Origin of the sequence: Sanguibacter hominis ATCC BAA-789 (assembly GCF_012396185.1) — a bacterium.
Lineage (GTDB): Bacteria > Actinomycetota > Actinomycetes > Actinomycetales > Cellulomonadaceae > Flavimobilis > Flavimobilis hominis.
This window is the reverse complement of record NZ_JAAXOW010000001.1, coordinates 218717-235395: the sequence shown is the minus strand read 5'-3', so window position 1 is coordinate 235395 and position 16679 is coordinate 218717. Positions and strand designations below refer to the sequence as shown.

14 protein-coding genes and 2 tRNA genes are annotated in these 16679 nt (G+C 71.5%); 6 read left to right on the top strand and 10 right to left on the bottom strand.

Features of this window, described 5'->3' with window-relative positions; genetic code table 11:
* Positions 1-125: 125 nt before the first annotated feature.
* Positions 126-2687, bottom strand: a complete 2562-nt coding sequence (gene pepN, locus HF995_RS01085) for an aminopeptidase N (protein WP_168445989.1) — start codon at positions 2685-2687, stop codon at positions 126-128.
* Positions 2688-2880: 193 nt separating this feature from the next.
* Here pepN and HF995_RS01080 point away from each other — a divergent pair, with 193 nt between their 5' ends.
* Both HF995_RS01080 and HF995_RS01075 read left to right on the top strand, forming a co-directional pair.
* Positions 2881-3525: a mycothiol-dependent nitroreductase Rv2466c family protein gene (locus HF995_RS01080; RefSeq protein ID WP_168445988.1), complete on the top strand. Its 645-nt coding sequence runs from the start codon at positions 2881-2883 to the stop codon at positions 3523-3525.
* A 117-nt stretch (positions 3526-3642) separates the two neighbouring features.
* Positions 3643-4212 (top strand): hypothetical protein, encoded by a 570-nt coding sequence (locus tag HF995_RS01075; RefSeq protein WP_168445987.1) that lies wholly within the window; start codon positions 3643-3645, stop codon positions 4210-4212.
* A 60-nt stretch (positions 4213-4272) separates the two neighbouring features.
* Here the strand turns inward: HF995_RS01075 and HF995_RS01070 are convergent, their stop codons facing one another.
* Entirely contained in the window at positions 4273-6297 is a 2025-nt protein-coding gene (locus HF995_RS01070) for a M13 family metallopeptidase (protein WP_168445986.1), read from the bottom strand.
* Positions 6298-6389: 92 nt separating this feature from the next.
* Here HF995_RS01070 and HF995_RS01065 point away from each other — a divergent pair, with 92 nt between their 5' ends.
* Positions 6390-6839, top strand: a complete 450-nt coding sequence (locus HF995_RS01065; RefSeq protein ID WP_168445985.1) for a ribose-5-phosphate isomerase — start codon at positions 6390-6392, stop codon at positions 6837-6839.
* Positions 6840-6896: 57 nt separating this feature from the next.
* Positions 6897-7874: an Fpg/Nei family DNA glycosylase gene (locus HF995_RS01060; protein ID WP_210727046.1), complete on the top strand. Its 978-nt coding sequence runs from the start codon at positions 6897-6899 to the stop codon at positions 7872-7874.
* Positions 7875-7896: 22 nt separating this feature from the next.
* Here the strand turns inward: HF995_RS01060 and HF995_RS01055 are convergent, their stop codons facing one another.
* Positions 7897-9237, bottom strand: a complete 1341-nt coding sequence (locus HF995_RS01055; RefSeq protein WP_168445983.1) for a GNAT family N-acetyltransferase — start codon at positions 9235-9237, stop codon at positions 7897-7899.
* A gap of 77 nt (positions 9238-9314) precedes the next feature.
* Between HF995_RS01055 and HF995_RS01050 the strand changes: the two genes are divergently transcribed.
* Positions 9315-9623, top strand: coding sequence for an MGMT family protein (locus HF995_RS01050; protein WP_168445982.1), 309 nt, complete (start codon positions 9315-9317; stop codon positions 9621-9623).
* Between the two features lie 377 nt (positions 9624-10000).
* Here HF995_RS01050 and HF995_RS01045 read toward each other — a convergent pair whose 3' ends face one another.
* From HF995_RS01045 to HF995_RS01015, 7 genes are all read right to left on the bottom strand, one after another.
* Positions 10001-11605, bottom strand: coding sequence for a methyl-accepting chemotaxis protein (locus HF995_RS01045; protein WP_168445981.1), 1605 nt, complete (start codon positions 11603-11605; stop codon positions 10001-10003).
* A 134-nt stretch (positions 11606-11739) separates the two neighbouring features.
* Positions 11740-12801: an LLM class F420-dependent oxidoreductase gene (locus tag HF995_RS01040; protein ID WP_168445980.1), complete on the bottom strand. Its 1062-nt coding sequence runs from the start codon at positions 12799-12801 to the stop codon at positions 11740-11742.
* A 147-nt stretch (positions 12802-12948) separates the two neighbouring features.
* Positions 12949-13941, bottom strand: coding sequence for an SdpI family protein (locus tag HF995_RS01035; protein WP_168445979.1), 993 nt, complete (start codon positions 13939-13941; stop codon positions 12949-12951).
* On the bottom strand, positions 13938-14291 hold the full coding sequence (locus tag HF995_RS01030; RefSeq protein WP_168445978.1) for a GntR family transcriptional regulator: 354 nt from the start codon (positions 14289-14291) through the stop codon (positions 13938-13940). Before HF995_RS01030 ends, HF995_RS01035 begins: the two co-directional genes overlap by 4 nt.
* A 59-nt stretch (positions 14292-14350) precedes the next feature.
* Positions 14351-15040 carry a serine O-acetyltransferase EpsC gene (gene epsC / locus HF995_RS01025; protein WP_286189243.1) on the bottom strand — a complete coding sequence of 230 codons (690 nt, stop codon included), beginning with the start codon at positions 15038-15040 and terminating at the stop codon, positions 14351-14353.
* Positions 15037-15972, bottom strand: coding sequence for a cysteine synthase A (cysK, locus tag HF995_RS01020; protein ID WP_168445977.1), 936 nt, complete (start codon positions 15970-15972; stop codon positions 15037-15039). Before cysK ends, epsC begins: the two co-directional genes overlap by 4 nt.
* Positions 15973-16380: 408 nt before the next feature.
* Positions 16381-16454 (bottom strand) — tRNA-Gly (locus HF995_RS01015).
* Between the two features lie 148 nt (positions 16455-16602).
* Between HF995_RS01015 and HF995_RS01010 the strand changes: the two genes are divergently transcribed.
* Positions 16603-16679, top strand: a tRNA-Pro gene (locus HF995_RS01010).

Below are 16679 nucleotides of genomic sequence, written 5' to 3'. Positions count from 1 at the left end.
GCCGTCGTCGTCGCGGTGGTGCGGGGCGTGGGCCCGCCTGAGACGCGGACAGCCCGGTCGCACACGTGAGGTGTGCGACCGGGCTGTCCGTGAGGCGGGTGGCGGTCAGGCGACCGCAGGCCCGGTCAGGCCTGCGCGTCGACCGCCTGCGCGGCCAGCGCCCGCTCGACGTCGGCGAGACCCTCGACCGCGAGGCGACGCAGCGCGGGCGGCGCCACACGCTCCGCCCCCTCCGCGTGCGCGTCGAGCCACGCCTGCGCCGCCGATCGCAGGTGGTCGTCGGCGAGGACCGCCGGGAAGAGCCCCTCGATGAGCTCCTCGGCGATGTGGTAGGACCGCGAGTCCCAGATCGGGAACAGCGACGCGAAGTACGTCTCCACGAACGGCGCGAGGAGCTGCGGGTCGTGCGCGGTGACGAAGCCGGCCGTCGTCGCACGGATGATCGCGTTCGGCTTGCCCTCCTCGTCGACGACGCTCGACCATGCCGCCTGCTTCGCCTCGATCGTGGGGATCGCGGCGCGGGCGTGCGCGGCCTGCTGCTCGCCCGACGCAGTCGCGTCCGCGGCGAGGGCCGCGTCGATCTCCGTCGTGCCCGCACGCCCACCTGCGACGAGCGCGAACAGCAGCTCCCAGCGCAGGTCTGTGTCGACCGTGAGGCCCTCGAGCTCGACGTCGCCCGTCAGGAGCGCGTCGATCGCGTCGAGCTGGCTCGGCGTCGAGGCGACCTGCGCGAAGAACTTCACGAACTGGAACTGCGCGTCGGACTCCGGGTCCGCGCTCTGCGCGAACGCCCACAGGGCGTCAGCGACCGCCTCGAGCGTCTGCGTGCGGCGCGCGGGCGCGACGTAGCTGCGTGCCGCGAGGACGACCTGGCCGAGAGTCGTGCGCAACGTCGTCGAGCCCGTCTCCGACGGGATGTTGTTGACGACGAGCCGCACGAACTCGCTCGCAGGCACCTCCCCGTCGCGCGTCGCGTCCCAGAAGGAGCCCCACACGAGCGCACGCGCCAGCGGGTCCGTGATCTCCGCGAGGTGCTCGACGGCGGTGGCGCGCGAGACGTCGTCGAGCCGGATCTTCGCGTACGCGAGGTCGTCGTCGTTGATGAGGACGAGGTCCGGGCGCGCGAGACCCACGAGCTCGGGCACGTCGGTGTGCTCGCCTGCGACGTCGAGCTCGACACGGTGCGTGCGGCTCAGGCCGTCGTCGGTGAGCGTGTAGAAGCCGACCGCGAGACGGTGCGGCCGGAGCGTCGGGTGCGACTCGGCGGCGCTCTGCAGGATCGCGAACGACTCGATCGTGCCGTCAGCTGCGGCCGTGATCTCGGGCCGAAGCGTGTTGACGCCAGCCGTCTCGAGCCACAGGCGGCTCCACTCGCCCAGGTCGCGGCCGGACGCAGCCTCGAGCTCGGTGAGGAGGTCGCTCAGCTCCGTGTTGCCGAACTGGTGCTTGCGGAAGTACGCGGCGACGCCCTTCATGAACGACTCGAGGCCCACCCACGCGACGAGCTGCTTGAGCACCGAGCCGCCCTTGGCGTACGTGATGCCGTCGAAGTTGACCTGCACGTCGTCGAGGTCGTTGATCGTCGCGACGATCGGGTGCGTCGACGGCAGCTGGTCCTGGCGGTAGGCCCAGGCCTTCTCCATCGAGCCGAACGTCGTCCACGCGTCGGTCCACTCGGTCGCCTCCGCGGTCGCGAGCGTCGACGCCCACTCCGCGAACGACTCGTTGAGCCACAGGTCGTTCCACCAGCGCATCGTCACGAGGTCGCCGAACCACATGTGCGCGAGCTCGTGGAGGATCGTCACGACGCGACGCTCCTTGACGGCGTCGGTCACCTTGGAACGGAACACGTACGACTCGGTGAACGTCACGCAGCCCGCGTTCTCCATCGCACCCATGTTGTACTCCGGCACGAAGAGCTGGTCGTACTTCGTGAACGGGTACGGGAAGTCGAAGTGCTTCTCGAAGAAGTCGAAGCCCTGGCGGGTCTTGTCGAAGACGTAGTCCGCGTCCATGTGCTCCGCGAGCGACGCGCGGCAGAAGACGCCGAGCGGGATCGTCCGCCCGTCGGAGCTCGTCAGCTCGCTGCGGGCGACCCAGTACGGGCCGGCGACGAGAGCGGTGATGTAGGAGGAGATGCGCGGCGTCGGCGCGAACGCGTACGTCGCCTTGTCGCCGTCGACGGACGGCTCGGGCGTCGGCTCGTTCGACACGACCTGCCAGCCGTTCGGCGCGGTCACCGTGAACTGGAACGTCGCCTTGAGGTCAGGCTGCTCGAACACCGTGAACACACGGCGAGAGTCCGGCACCTCGAACTGCGTGTAGACGTACACCTCGCCGTCGACCGGGTCGACGAAGCGGTGCAGGCCCTCGCCCGTGTTCGTGTAGGCGCAGTCGGCGACGACGCGCAGCTCGTTCTGCTCGGCGAGGTCGGTGAGGGTGATGCGCGAGTCGGCGAACACTATGGCCGGGTCGAGCGAGCGCCCGTTGAGCGTGACCTCACGGACGGTCGGTGCGACGAGGTCGATGAACGTGCTCGCGCCCTGCGTCGCGGTGAAGCGGACGACGGTCGTGGAGGCGAAGGTCGTGGGCCCGGTCGTGAGGTCCAGGTCGATCTCGTAGGACTGGGTCGCGACGATGCCGGCGCGTTCGGCGGCCTCGGCGCGGGTGAGGTTCTCTCCGGGCACTGCTGCTCCTCGGTTCGTCGCGAGCGGGCGCACGGCGCCTCTGCTCGCGGAGGTGGGTCGCCACGCGAAGGTGGACGTGACGTTCTCGATCATCCCACGCGCGTCCCTCGGAGCTCTCGTGGAATATGGGCGCGGGACGGCACGTTCGGCCCGGTGAGACAGCACCCGCGACGCAGACGACACGAGGAGCACCATGACCGAGACCACCACGACCACGACCGCTGCCGCGAACGGGCAGAAGGACGTCGCCGACTTCTGGTTCGACCCCGCCTGCCCCTGGGCGTGGATGACGTCGCGCTGGATCACCGAGGTCGAGAAGGTCCGCGACATCGAGGTCCGCTGGCACGTCATGAGCCTGTCGGTCCTCAACGAGGGTCGCGACCTCCCCGACGACTACCGCGCGATGCTCGACGACTGCTGGGGACCCGTGCGCGTCGTCGTGGCAGCGAGCGTGGAGCACGGTGAGCAGGTCATCAAGCCGCTCTACGACGCGATCGGCACCCGGTTCCACCCGCAGGGCCGCACGGACCGGCGCGAGGTCGTGGTCGAGGCGCTCGCGGAGGTCGGGCTGCCCGCGTCGCTCATCGACGTGTACGACACGGATCGCTACGACGAGCAGCTGCGCGCCTCGCACGCCGAGGGGATCGCGAAGGTCGGGGAGGACGTCGGCACGCCGGTCGTCGCGTTCAACGGCACCGCCTTCTTCGGCCCGGTCATCACGCCTGCCCCGAAGGGCGAGGCAGCGGGCCGGTTGTGGGACGGCGTCGTCCTGGTCTCCGAGTTCGACGGGTTCTACGAGCTCAAGCGCACCCGCACGCGGGGCCCGGTCTTCGACTGACTCCTCCTGCGCCGGCGGGCCTGTGCGCCTACCCTGGGACGTGCGTCGGGTGGGGGCCGGGCCCGTCGGCGCGCCCGCAGACCCCTGATTGCGAGCCCGGTGCCAGGAGCGATGTCGATGAGTGCAGGACCGTCCCCCCGTCCGCGGTTGAGCAACGGGATGATCGCGTTCATCCTCGTGGACGTGATCCTCGTGCTGGCGGTCGTCATCGTCGCGTTCGTGACGTTCCGTGGGCCGGGCTCCCCGTCGACGCCGACGGCGACGAGCACCGCGACGTCGAGCGCGACGCCATCGGCTGCGGGCCAGGACGCCCCAGCGCCCGTCGAGCGGACGGGCACGGCACGGACGTTCGCGTCGCCGAGCGGGAACATCACGTGCACGGTCGACGAGACGGGTGCCCGGTGCGGGATCGCGAGCCTTGCGAACGACCCGGCCCCGGTCGAGGGCTGCGACGGCAGCGTCGGGCACGTGTACGTCGTCACGCCGGAGGGCGTGCCCGAGGTGCCGTGCGTGTCGAAGGACGAGAAGCCCGCGAAGGCCAAGAAGTCGGTCGACGTGCTCGACTACGGGGAGGTCGTGCGCGAGTTCGGCTACACGTGCATGAGCGAGGAGGCTGGCGTGACGTGCACGGACGACACGACGGGTCGAGGTTTCACGCTCGCCCGCGCGGGTGGCGAGATCCGCTGACTGCACGACGACGGCCCCGGACCTGAGCAGCGAGGTCCGGGGCCGTCGTCGTGCGTGGGGTCACCAGATGCGCACGCGCTCCTCGGGGGCGAGGTAGAGGGCGTCGCCCTCCGCGACGTCGAACGCGTCGTAGAACTCGTCGACGTTGCTGACGATGCCGTTGCAGCGGAACTCGGCGGGGGAGTGCGGGTCGATCGCGAGCAGGCGGATCGCCTCCTCGTCGCGCGCCTTCGTCTGCCACACCTGCGCCCAGCCGAGCAGCACGCGCTGAGCGCCGGTCAGGCCGTCGATCACTGGCGCGGACCCGAGATCGCCGCCGAGCGCGATCCGGTACGCCTTGAATGCGATCGACAGTCCACCGAGATCGCCGATGTTCTCACCGATCGTGAGCGCGCCGTTGACGTGGTGGTCGGTGCCGGCGAGCTGCGCGGGGACGAACGCGTCGTACTGGGCGATGAGCGCCTTGGTGCGTGCCTCGAACTCGGTGCGGTCCTGTTCGGTCCACCAGTCCTCGAGGCGCCCGGCGCCGTCGTACTTCGAGCCCTGGTCGTCGAAGCCGTGGCCGATCTCGTGGCCGATGACCCCACCGATGCCGCCGTAGTTGACGGCGTCGTCGGCCTCCGGGTCGAAGAACGGGGGCTGGAGGATCGCAGCGGGGAAGACGATCTCGTTCATGCCGGGGTTGTAGTAGGCGTTGACGGTCTGCGGGGTCATGAACCACTCGTCGCGGTCGATCGGCTTGCCGATCTTGTCCAGCTCGTGGTCGAGGTCGAACGCGTTCGACCGACGGACGTTGCCGACGAGGTCGTTCGCGTCGACGACGAGCGCGGAGTAGTCGCGCCACTTCGTCGGGTAGCCGATCTTCGGGTTGAACGTGTCGAGCTTGGCGAGCGCCTTGACCTTGGTCTCCTCGCCCATCCAGTCGAGCTCGGTGATGGACTGCCGGTACGCCTCGATGAGGTTCGCGACGAGCCGCTCCATGTGGGCCTTGTGCGTCGGCGGGAAGTGCCGCTCGACGTAGACGCGGCCGACGGCCTCGCCGAGCGCGCCCTCGACGACGGAGACGCCGCGGCGCCAGCGCTCGCGCAGCTCCTGCGCACCGGTGAGGGTGCGTCCGTAGAAGTCGAAGTTCGCCTCGACCAGCTCGTCGGTGAGGTACGGCGCCCGGGCGGAGATCGCGTGATAGGCGAGCCAGAGGCGCCAGTCCTCGAGGTCGGCCTCGGCCCACAGCCGGGCGAACGCGACGGCGAAGGACGGCTCGCGCACGACGACGCGCTCGAAGGTCTCGGGGGAGGCGCCGAGCGCGTCGACCCACGTCTGCCAGTCGAAGCCGGGCGCGGACTCGGTCAGGTCGGCGAGGGTCATCGGGTTGTACGTCGCCTCGGCCTCGCGGTCGCGGACGACGTCCCAGTGCTCGGCTGCGAGCAGGGTCTCGTGCGCGAGGACACGCTCGCCCGCGGCCTGCGCGTCACCCTCGGGGACGACTCCGCCGAGGTAGAGCATGCGCCCGACGTGCGCCGCGTACGCGGTGCGCACGTCGGCGTACTGCTCCTCGCGGTAGTACGACTCGTCCGGCAGGCCGAGCCCGGACTGCATGAGGTAGACGACGTACGTCTCCGGGTCGTGCGCGTCGTTGTCGACCCAGAACGCGAGCCCCGAGGCGGCGCCCGTGCGCTGCAGCGACCCCAGGACGCGCGTGAGCGCCTCGCGGTCTGCGGCGTCGCGGACCGGCGCGAGGTCCTCCTCGAGCGGCGTGGTGCCGAGCTCGGCGATGCGGTCGGTGTCCATGAAGCTGGCGAACATCGCCCCGACCTGGGCGCGGGCGAGCGCCTGCGGGTCCGCGGCGTCGTCGGTGCCTGCCGCGGCACCCTCGCCAGCCTCGACGATGATGTCGCGGACGTGCTCCTCGGCGCGGTCGTGCAGCGCGCGGAACGCGCCGTCGCGCGCGCGATCGGCTGGGATCTCGTACGAGTCGATCCAGCGGCCGTTGACGTGGCGGTAGAGGTCGTCCTGCGGGCGGGTGGCCGCGTCGAGCGCGTCGAGGTCGATGCCGGAGCGCAGCGTGGCGTTGTCGTCGATCGTCATGCGCCCACCCTAGGTGTGGTGACCGACATCCGGCGTGCCGAGAGTGTCAGCCGGTCCTAGGGGCTCGCACCGCCGTGCGGCACAATGGGCGCATGCGCGTTCACATCGCTTCTGACCATGCCGGATTCGCTCTCAAGACCCACCTGATCGAGCACCTCGGTGCCACGGGCCACGACGTCGTGGACCACGGCGCGTTCGAGTACGACGCCCAGGACGACTACCCGGCCTTCTGCTTCTCGGCCGCTGAGGCCGTCGTGGCTGAGCCGGGTTCGCTCGGCATCGTCATCGGCGGTTCGGGGAACGGCGAGCAGATCGCCGCGAACAAGGTGCCCGGCGTCCGCGCGGCGCTCGCCTGGAGCGTCGAGACGGCGAAGCTCGGCCGCCAGCACAACGACGCGAACGTCATCGCGATCGGTGAGCGTCGGCACTCGCTCGAGGAGGCGACGACGTTCGTCGACGCGTTCCTCGCCGAGCCGTTCAGCGGCGACGAGCGTCACCAGCGTCGTATCGACCAGCTCGCGGCGTACGAGGCCGCGCGCTGATCGTGCCGCACCTCACCGGGGTGGTGCCGCGTGCCTGAGGGGCACACGGTCCACCGGTTGGCGCGCACGTTTGGCGACCTCTTCGGTGGTGCGCCCGTTGCGGTGACGAGCCCGCAGGGCCGCTTCGCAGCAGGTGCGGCGCGCCTCGACGGGCGCGTGCTCGTGCACGCGCAGGCCTTCGGCAAGCAGATGTTCCTCGGCTTCGCGCCGCGCGGTGTGGCCCCGGGGGAGCGCGTCGCGGAAGCCGAGTCGGACTGGCTGCGCGTCCACCTCGGCCTGTACGGCTCCTGGACGTTCGCGGGCGACGGCTCGGTCGCCGTCGTGCACGCGATCGGCGCGCCGCGCAGGCGCGTCGGGGAGACGGAGACGTCGCTGCCGGACGCGCAGGGCGACGTCGCGCAGGACGGCGTCGACGGTCCGTTCGTGCCCGCGGCGCCGCGGGGGCAGGTGCGCGTGCGGATCCTCGGCGAGCACGCCGTCGCCGACCTCACCGGCCCGACCGCGTGCGAGGTCGTCACCGACGCCGAGCGCCACGCTGTCGTCGCGAGGCTCGGCCCCGACCCGATCCGCGACGACGCCGACCCGCAGCGCTTCGTCGACCGTGCGCACCGTTCGCGGACCGCGATCGGGCTGCAGCTCATGAACCAGGACGTCATCGCGGGCGTCGGCAACATCTACCGCGCCGAGGCGCTCTTCCGAGCCGGCCTCGACCCGTCGCTGCCCGGCACGGCCGTCCCGACGGACACGCTGCGAGCGTTGTGGGACGACCTCGTCGGCCTCATGCGCGACGGCGTGCGGACCGGGCGCATCGTCACGACGCGTCCCGAGCACCGCGGCCGCGGCCACGAGCTCGGGCACATGGACCCGCGGCGCGTGCGGCAGAACACCGACGGCGACCCGAGCATGGTCAGCCGTGACGAATCGTTCTACGTGTACCACCGCGACGGCCTCGCGTGCCGCGTGTGCGGCACGCCCGTCCAGGTGCGCGACGCCGCAGGTCGCAACCTGTTCTGGTGCCCGTCCTGCCAGGCCTGAGCCCTGCCAGGCGCGCCCTGCGCTAGAACACCCAGGGGCACACGGGCGCGACGGGCCACGCGAACGCCGCCGACGCCGTCGCGAGCGCACCTGTCGTGTGCTCGACGACGTGACCGCCCAGCGCGAGCTGCGCGAGCGTCACACCGCCCAGGTAGGCGGAGCCGAGGGCGCGCACGTCGAGCGAGAGGTCGGGCGACGCATCCGTACGCACGACGGTGGCGGGCTCGAACGGCTGCGCGGTGACGCGGTACGCCCCCGTGTTCTCGGGCAGCACCGAGTCCTGCACGTGCAGGACGACGTCGACCGCCGCGGCGTAGCGCCGCTGCGCGAGGGCCGCTGCGGGGTCGACGACGCGCACCCACAGGTTGTCCGCCCGTCGCGCCTGCGCCGACCGGGGGTCGGCGAGCAGCTCGAGCAGCGCGTCGTCCTCGGGGAGCATCGACGCCTGGGTCTCCGCCATGAGGTCGAGGTCGAGGAGCGTCGCCCACAACGTGCGCGCCGCGGCAGGGTCCGTCACGACGGCCTCGGAGACGTGGACGACGCCGCGCGGGCCCGGGACCTCCCAGCGCGACTCGCGGCGCAGGATCGCGTAGGCGCGCGGCTCGCCGTCGCGCTCGACGATGACGATCCGCTGCGACTCCTTGCCCTCGCGAAACGCCGGCGGGTCGGCGAGCCGACGGCGCGCCGTCAGCGAGTCGTACCGGACCGAGCCCGGGCGGTTGAGCAGCGCATCGTGCGGTGCGTCGGTACCGAGCGGTCGGCGGCTCGCCTCGGTCGCGATCGTGTCGATCAGCGCGCCGTGACGCTCGACCGACAGCTCCTCGATCCGGACGGTGCCCGACGTCGCGTCGTCGGCCGTGAGCGCCGGACGTAGGGCCGCGCCGCGCGGCACGGTCACGCGCAGGTCGTTCGCCGCGAGGCCGTAGCCGAAGCGGCCGTAGATCGTCGCCTCGGCCGCGAAGAGCGCGGACACGGCCTCGCCACGCTCGCGGCACGCAGCGAAGTGGTGGTCGATCATGGCGCGCAAGATGCCGCGGCGGCGGTGCTGCGGATGGACGACCACCCACGTGAGGCCGCCGACCGGGATCTCCGCCCCCGGAACGGGGAACTGCGCGAACGGGCGTGAGCCGTGCATCGCGACGAGCTCGGACCGGACGGGGCGCGCACCGTCGATCGGCACGGCGTCCGGGTCCTCGGCGTCGGTCGCGACGCCGACGAAGCGGTCCCAGTGCAGGGTGAGGCCGATCTCGACGAGCGTGTCGAGGTCGGTCCCGGTCGGGAAGCCCCACGAGTCGAGCGCGAGGACCTCGCGCTCGTCCTCGGGGCGCAGCGGACGCGTGCGGTAGCCGGTGGGGAACGTCATGCCTCCACTCTCGCAGCCGTCAGCGCGCCGCGACCAGGGCATTTCCCGTGTCGGCGGAGCACGCTAGCGTGGCGCGGGTGGACGACGAGTACGTGGAGGCGGTGCTGGACGTCGTCGACCAGATCCCGCCGGGACGGGTGATGACGTACGGGGACATCGCCGAGGTGGTGGGTGCGCGGCTCGAGCGCGGCGGCCCACGTCAGGTCGGTGCGGCGCTGCGCGTCGCCGGGGCTGCTGTGCCGTGGTGGCGGGTCGTGAACGCGGCCGGTGACCCGCCCGTGCACAAGCGTCTCGAGGCGCTCGACGTGCTCCGCGCAGAGGCCTGCCCGATGACCGACGACGGTCGTGTCCGGCTCTCGGCAGCCCGCCTGCAGAAAATGACGTGACGCCCGGCCACCCGGCACGGGAACATTTCCGGGACGCCCGCTGTTGTGGGAGTCAGCAGGGCAGGAAGCAGGAGCGCGCAGCGATGCAGCGCACCGCTCGACTGAGCGCCGGGAACACCCGACGCCTCGACAGCCCGCACGCGTCGGTCTCCCGCCTGTGTCGCACGGGGGACGACGACGCATCGGCGTGAGGTTGCCCGGGTCCGTTGGCCCGGAACAGCCCGCGACCGAGGGCACCACGGTGACGGCCCCGAACAGCTCGGGGCGGTTCAACGACCGGGACGATGACAACCGCCGGTCCGGGCACCGTGGCGCGGCACCCAGCACAGTCGGGCGCCCCCGTCACCAGACCGGGGCGCCCGACGTCGTCGGCAGGCTCAGACGGTGAAGCGGCCCACCTGAGAGCGCAGGTCCGCAGCCATCTGGGCGAGCTCCGAGATAGCAGCCTGGGTCTGCGTGATCGTCTGGGTCGTCATCGAAGCAGCACCCGCGACAGCGCTGACGTTGCTCGCGATCTCGCTCGTCCCCATAGCGGCGTCGGAGACCGACCGGGAGATCTCTGCGGTCGTCGCGGACTGCTCCTCCACGGCGGACGCGATCGAGAGCTGGTACTCGTTGATCGAGCCGATGATCTCGCTGATCTCTGCGATCGCCCCGACGGCGCCGGTCGTGTCGGTCTGGATCGCCTCGACCTTGCGCGCGATGTCCTCGGTCGCACGCGCGGTCTCCTGGGCGAGCTCCTTGACCTCGGAAGCGACGACGGCGAAGCCCTTGCCCGCCTCGCCGGCACGGGCTGCTTCGATCGTCGCGTTGAGGGCGAGCAGGTTCGTCTGCTCGGCGATCGCGGTGATCACCTTGACGACCGCGCCGATCTCCAGGCTCGACTCTCCGAGGCGCTCGACGCGTTGCGTCGTCTCGGCGGCCTTGTGGACACCGCGGGCCGCGACGCCGGCCGCGTCGTTGGCCGACTGCGAGATCTCGTTGATCGCGGCACCCATCTGCTCGGCGCCGCTCGAGACGGTCAGGACGTTGCGGGAGACTTCGTCGGCCGCCGTCGCGGCGACCGTCGACTGTGCTGCGGTCTCCTCAGACGTCGAGGTGATCTGGAGCGCGGAGGCGGAGAGCTCCTCCGACGCGGCCGCGACGGCCTGGGACGAGCCGGACACCGACTCGACGAGCTCCCGCAGGTTGGCGAGCGCGATGTCGATCTGAGCGGCCATCTGACCGATCTCGTCCTGGGCGCTGACACCCGTAGCGGTCGTCAGGTCGCCCGAGGCAAGGCGCTCGGCGGACGCGCCGACGCGGCGCACGTTCCGCAGGATCTCCTTCGTGACGACGAGGCCGAGCGCACCCGATGCGAGGAGCCCGACGGCGAGCGCCACGACCACCTCGATGACCGCGATCCTGGCGTTGGACCTTCCCTCAGCGGCGTGCGCAGCGGCCTCTGACTCCTGAGCGGCGGTCTCCTCGTTGAACGGCTCGACGAACGCCGTCAGCATCGGACGCATGGTCTCCTGGAAGTGCTTGGCGAAGAGGTCCGCCTGCCCGGAGTCGGCGTAGCCGAACAGCGTTCCGTCAGCTTCGTCGTAGAACGCGGCGAGCCCGGTCGCGAACGAGTCGAACGCCGCGGCGTTGATGGTGAAGGGGCGGTACTGCTCGATCAGTGCCTCGACCTCGGCCCGGCGTTCCACAAGCTCGGTGCGCAGCTCGGCACGCGTCGCCGTGTCTGCGATCCCGTACTGGACGACCCGGGCGCGGTCACCCTGGAACGACCGTTGGATGTCGTTGAGGGTCACCATCGGCTGCACATTGTGCGTGTACATGTACTGCTGGCCCGAAGCGACCTTGTTGATCTGGAACACGGCGAGGAGCCCGGTGACGATCGCGGCGAGCGCCATGACCGCGATGGCGGCGCCGATCTTGACGCCCAGTGGCCGGCCGGACAGAAGGGAGGCTCGCTGCTTGGCGGGCGACGGTTCCATGGTGCTCCTCGTTCGGGTGAGAGAGATCTCGGTGCTCTCGTGATCTCCCTCCCTATCGGCACGGGGTCGTCCGAGTGGCGAGGAACAGCGGGTGAAGGGGCGCCTCTCAGGGGCCGGCGTCTCCGCGGCGGCGCTCAACCGAGCAGGCCCGGCGCCGACGCGAGGGCGCGCAGGGTCTGCTCGTCCGCCTGGAACAGCATCGTGGTGACGGCCGTCGACTCCCAGGCGGCCATGCCCGCCGCGACCTGCGGGAGCGTGCCGACGAGCGCGACGTCGCGCACGAGCTCGAGGGGGATGGCGGCGGCAGCCTCCGCGCGCAGACCGCCGAGGTAGAGCCGCTGGACGTCGTCGCACACCTCGCGGTAGCCGAGGCGTGCGACGGCTTCGAGGTGGAAGTTGGCGCCCTTGGCGCCCATCCCGCCGATGTACAGCGCGAGGAATGGGCGGACCTGGTCTGCGGCTTCCTCGACGTCGTCACGGACGACGATCGGGACGGTCGCGCACACCTCGAAGGTCTCGCGCGGCGAGCGCGCTGCGGACCGGCGGTCGAGGCCTTCCTCGAGCGGGCCGCGGAGCTCGGCGTCGAGCCGGGGCGCGTAGAACAGGGGGAGCCAGCCGTCGGCGATCTCGCCGGCGAGGGCGACGTTCTTGGGTCCTTCAGCGGCCAGGTGGATCGGGATCGCGGGTCGCAGGGGGCGCACGGTCGAGTGCAGCGCACGGCCCAGCCCGGTCGGCGCGTCAGGCCCCGCGTCGGGACCGGGTTCGGGGAGGGGGAGCCGGAAGAACTGGCCGTCGTACTGGACGCGCTCGCGGGCGATCACCTGCCGCACGATGTCGACGAACTCGCGGGTCCGTGCGAGCGGGCGGCGGAACGGTTGGCCGTACCAGCCCTCGACGACCTGCGGTCCGGACGCTCCGAGCCCGAGGACGGCGCGCCCGCCAGAGAGGTGGTCGAGCGTGAGCGCAGCCATCGCGGTCGCGGTGGGGGTGCGGGCGTACATCTGGGCGACGGCGGTGCCGAGCCGGACGCGGGAGGTCGCGGCGCCCCACCAGGCGAGCGGGGTGAACGCGTCGGAGCCGTACGCCTCGGCCGTCCACACAGAGTCGAGGCCGAGGGTGTCGGCCATCCGGACGGCCTCGGCGACGCCGGGCGGGGGGCCGGCGGACCAGTAGCCGGTGTGCAGTCCGAAGCGCATGCGGGCTCCTCGTGGTCGCGGCCGGTCGTCGTCGTCCGGCGCTGAGCGATACCCAGAGTCTCAGATACCTGTCCCGTGCGCCAGAGATCCTGTGCGCCAGAGGTCTCGTGAGCGAAGGGCCCTGCGTGCCGCAGGGCCCCTGCAGGGTCAACGTGCGCGGTCCGCCATCGTGTTGAGCAGCGCGGCCGCAGTCTCGGCGTCGTCCACGGTGACCACGAGACGCTTGCCGCCGGAGTGGACGACCTCGATTCCCTCGCCCTTGCGGATGACGATGCCGATCGTGCCGCCGACGCCGGTGCGCCAGCCCCACCCACCGAACTCGGGGAGCGGGTGCACCTGCCGGGCCTTGGCGCCCTCGACGCTCGTCGCGGGGACGTGGATGCGTGGCCAGCCGACGGCGGAGCGCACGTCGAGCCCTCGTGCGTCGACGCGGACGGTCCAGACGAGCATCGTCGCGCCGAGCGCAGCCAGGGCGGCGGGGATCGTCAACATCCACCACTGTGCGGTGAGGACGGCCATGGTTCCCGTCAGGACGGTCGTGACGACCATGATCCATGCCCCTGAGCGGCCGGTCACCTGGCGGATCCACACCGCGCGCTCACCCTCGGGAAGGGGGAGACGTGGCGCGGTCGCGGGGACGGGTGCGGTCGCAGCCTGCACGACGTCGCCGGGCACGAGGATCCAGGCGACGAGCGCACCGATCGCGATCGCCGCGGCCAGGGAGATCCCGAGCGCGAATCCGACGTCCCCTGCCTGGGCGGCGTCCTCGAGCCCGCGTTGCTCGGCAAGGGTGATGAGCTGGATCCCGCCGAGGAACACGGCCGTGCCGACGGAGACGCCTGCGGCGAGGCGCCGGGTCGAGGACGCCTGGCCCCAGAAGTGGCCGATCGCCCAGAACGTCAGCGCGAGGGCGATGATGGTGCCGCCGAGCGTGGCGACGGAGCCGATGACCGAGGAGAAACCGTCGGGTCCGTCGGTGCCCCAGTGGGTGGCGACCTGCTCGGGGAGGTCGTCGCGCCACGAGAGCGCGACCACCGTGGTGACGGTCTGGAGCGCGAGCGGCACGGCGAGGGTGAGCAGCGCGTTGCGGCCCCGGTGGGGGACGGCTGCCTTCGCCTGGGTGGTGCGTGCGGTCGTCATCGCAGGGCCTCCTTGAGCAGGGCGGTGGTGGTCTCGGGCGGGACGCCGGCCTCGCGGCTTCGTTGCACGACGACGGCGATCGCCTGGCGCAGCGCGGTCAGGTCGGGTGCGGGGCCGTCGGCGACGACCGCTCCGCGGCCGCGGCGCAGGTCGACCACCCCTTCGTCGCGCAGCTCTTGGTAGGCGCGCAGGACGGTGTGGACGTTGAGGTCGAGCGACTCGGCCAGGGCGCGTGCGGCGGGGAGCCGCTCGCCGGGCGCGAGCTCGCCTGCTGCGACCGCGAGGCGCACCTGGGTCGCGATCTGGGCGAAGAGCGGCTCGGGGGCGCTCGGGTCGATCCGGAAGATCATGCGACAACCCTATTTGTTCTAAGGCAACTAGAACAAGCAGGGTTGTTGTGGGACGCGTCTCAGATCATGTACTCGATCAGCGCCGGGTCCTCGAGGGGCGTGACTGCGCGCTCCTCACGCTCGACCGCCGTCGTCTGCCGCACCTTCGCGGGGACACCGACCGCGACAGCCCCGGCCGGGACGTCCTTGACGACGACCGCGTTCGCGCCGATCTGCGCGTCGTCACCGATCCAGACGGGCCCGAGGATCTTCGCGCCCGCGCCGACCACGACACGGTCGCCGACCGTGGGGTGGCGCTTGCCGTGCGTCATCGAGCGGCCCCCGAGCGTCACGGAGTGGAACAGCACGACGTCGTCGCCCACGACCGCCGTCTGCCCGATCACGACTCCCATGCCGTGATCGATGAACAGGCGCCGCCCGATCGTCGCGCCCGGATGGATCTCGACGCCCGTCGCCGCACGCGTCGCCTGCGAGATCAGGCGCGCGGGCAGGCGCAGCACGGGTACGCGCCACATGCGGTGGGTCAACCGGTGCGCCCACAGCGCGTGCAGGCCCGGGTAGGCGAGGGCGACCTCGATGCGGGTGCGCGCGGCAGGGTCCCGCGAGATCGCGGCCTCGAGGTCCTCGCGAAGGATCTGGCGGGCGCGCTGCCAGGCGGTCATGGTGCTCCTCGGTGGGCGACGGAGAGTGCGGGGGCGAACGCTCGTGGCCGCCCGCCAGAGCGGGCGGCCACCAGCGCGCGGTGTCAGTCGAGCAGGTCCGCGTAGAGGATCGTCGACAGGTAGCGCTCACCGAAGGACGGGACCACGACGACGATCAGCTTGCCCTTGTTCTCGGGACGCTTGCCGATCTCGAGAGCGGCGTGGATCGCGGCACCCGAGGAGATGCCGACGAGCAGACCGTCCTCCTTCGCCGCGCGGCGTGCCACCGCGACGGCTGTCTCGGCGTCGACGTCGAACACCTCGTCGTAGACGGTCGTGTCGAGGATCTCGGGGACGAAGTTCGCGCCGAGGCCCTGGATCTTGTGCGGGCCGGGCTGGCCGCCGTTGAGGATCGGCGACTCGGCCGGCTCGACCGCGACGATCTTCACGTCAGGCTTGCGCTCCTTGAGCACCTGGCCCACGCCGGTGATGGTGCCGCCCGTGCCGATCCCGGCAACGAGGATGTCGATCTGACCGTCCGTGTCGGCCCAGATCTCCTCGGCGGTCGTGCGGCGGTGGACCTCCGGGTTCGCCGCGTTGGCGAACTGGCGGGCGAGGACGGCGCCCGGACGCTCGGCGGCGATCTCGTTGGCCTTGTTGACGGCGCCCTTCATGCCCTCGGAGCCGGGTGTGAGGATGAGCTCGGCGCCGTACGCGCGAAGGAGCGCGCGGCGCTCCTTCGACATGGTCTCGGGCATCGTCAGCACGACGTCGTAGCCGCGCGCCGCACCGACCATCGCCAGGGCGATGCCCGTGTTGCCCGACGTCGCCTCGACGATCGTGCCGCGCGGCTTGAGGTCGCCGGACTTCTCGGCCGCGTCGATGATCGCGACGCCGATGCGGTCCTTGACCGAGTTCGCCGGGTTGTAGAACTCGAGCTTCGCGACGACCGTCGCGTCGACGCCCTCGGCGATGCGGTTGAGCTTGACGAGGGGGGTGTTGCCGACGAGGTCCGAGACGTTCTCGTAGATGCGTGCCATGACTTCCTCTTCAGGTAGTCCCGCGGTGCGGGGGAGGGGCCGACGGTGCGGCAGGGAGGTGAGGGTGCTTCTGGGTGCGGCGACGGTTCGCCAGAGATGGCCTGGGCCACGGGAGAGCGCTGGGTGCGGTGAGCGGACCGCGGGACGACCCGCGGTGCGCGAGGCCGAGGTGGGGCCAGCGCTCTACAGACAGCGACAGGGGGCTGCGCAGCAACACGGCTGGCAGCACAGGACGGGAGCGGCAGCGCACGTGTGCACGAGGAGCCTCCCAAGTCCCGAGGGCAGCGCCGCGGTGGGCCTGCCTGCTGTGTCCGGCGCGCCGAACAGCGCGCACGTGAGGAACGTTAGCCGTGGTGAGGGGGCTGAGGCAACGCCGTGTCAACCAGTGAGCGGCGCTCGTGCCTGCGATGGAGCGGATGACGGGAATCGAACCCGCGTAATCAGTTTGGAAGACTGAGGCTCTACCATTGAGCTACATCCGCGTGCAGCGCCCACAACGAGCGCCAGCCCGGATACCTTAGCAAACATCCCAAGCCGCCACGGCCGCTGCCGCTCGCTCCTGGGCGGCCCCCGCGAAGCGCCGGGAGAGGCCCTACACTCGACCGGGAGTACCCCGTCTGACGGGGCTCTCGGGGTGTGGCGCAGGTTGGTAGCGCGTCCGGTTTGGGACCGGAAGGTCGCAGGTTCGAATCCTGTCACCCCGACCA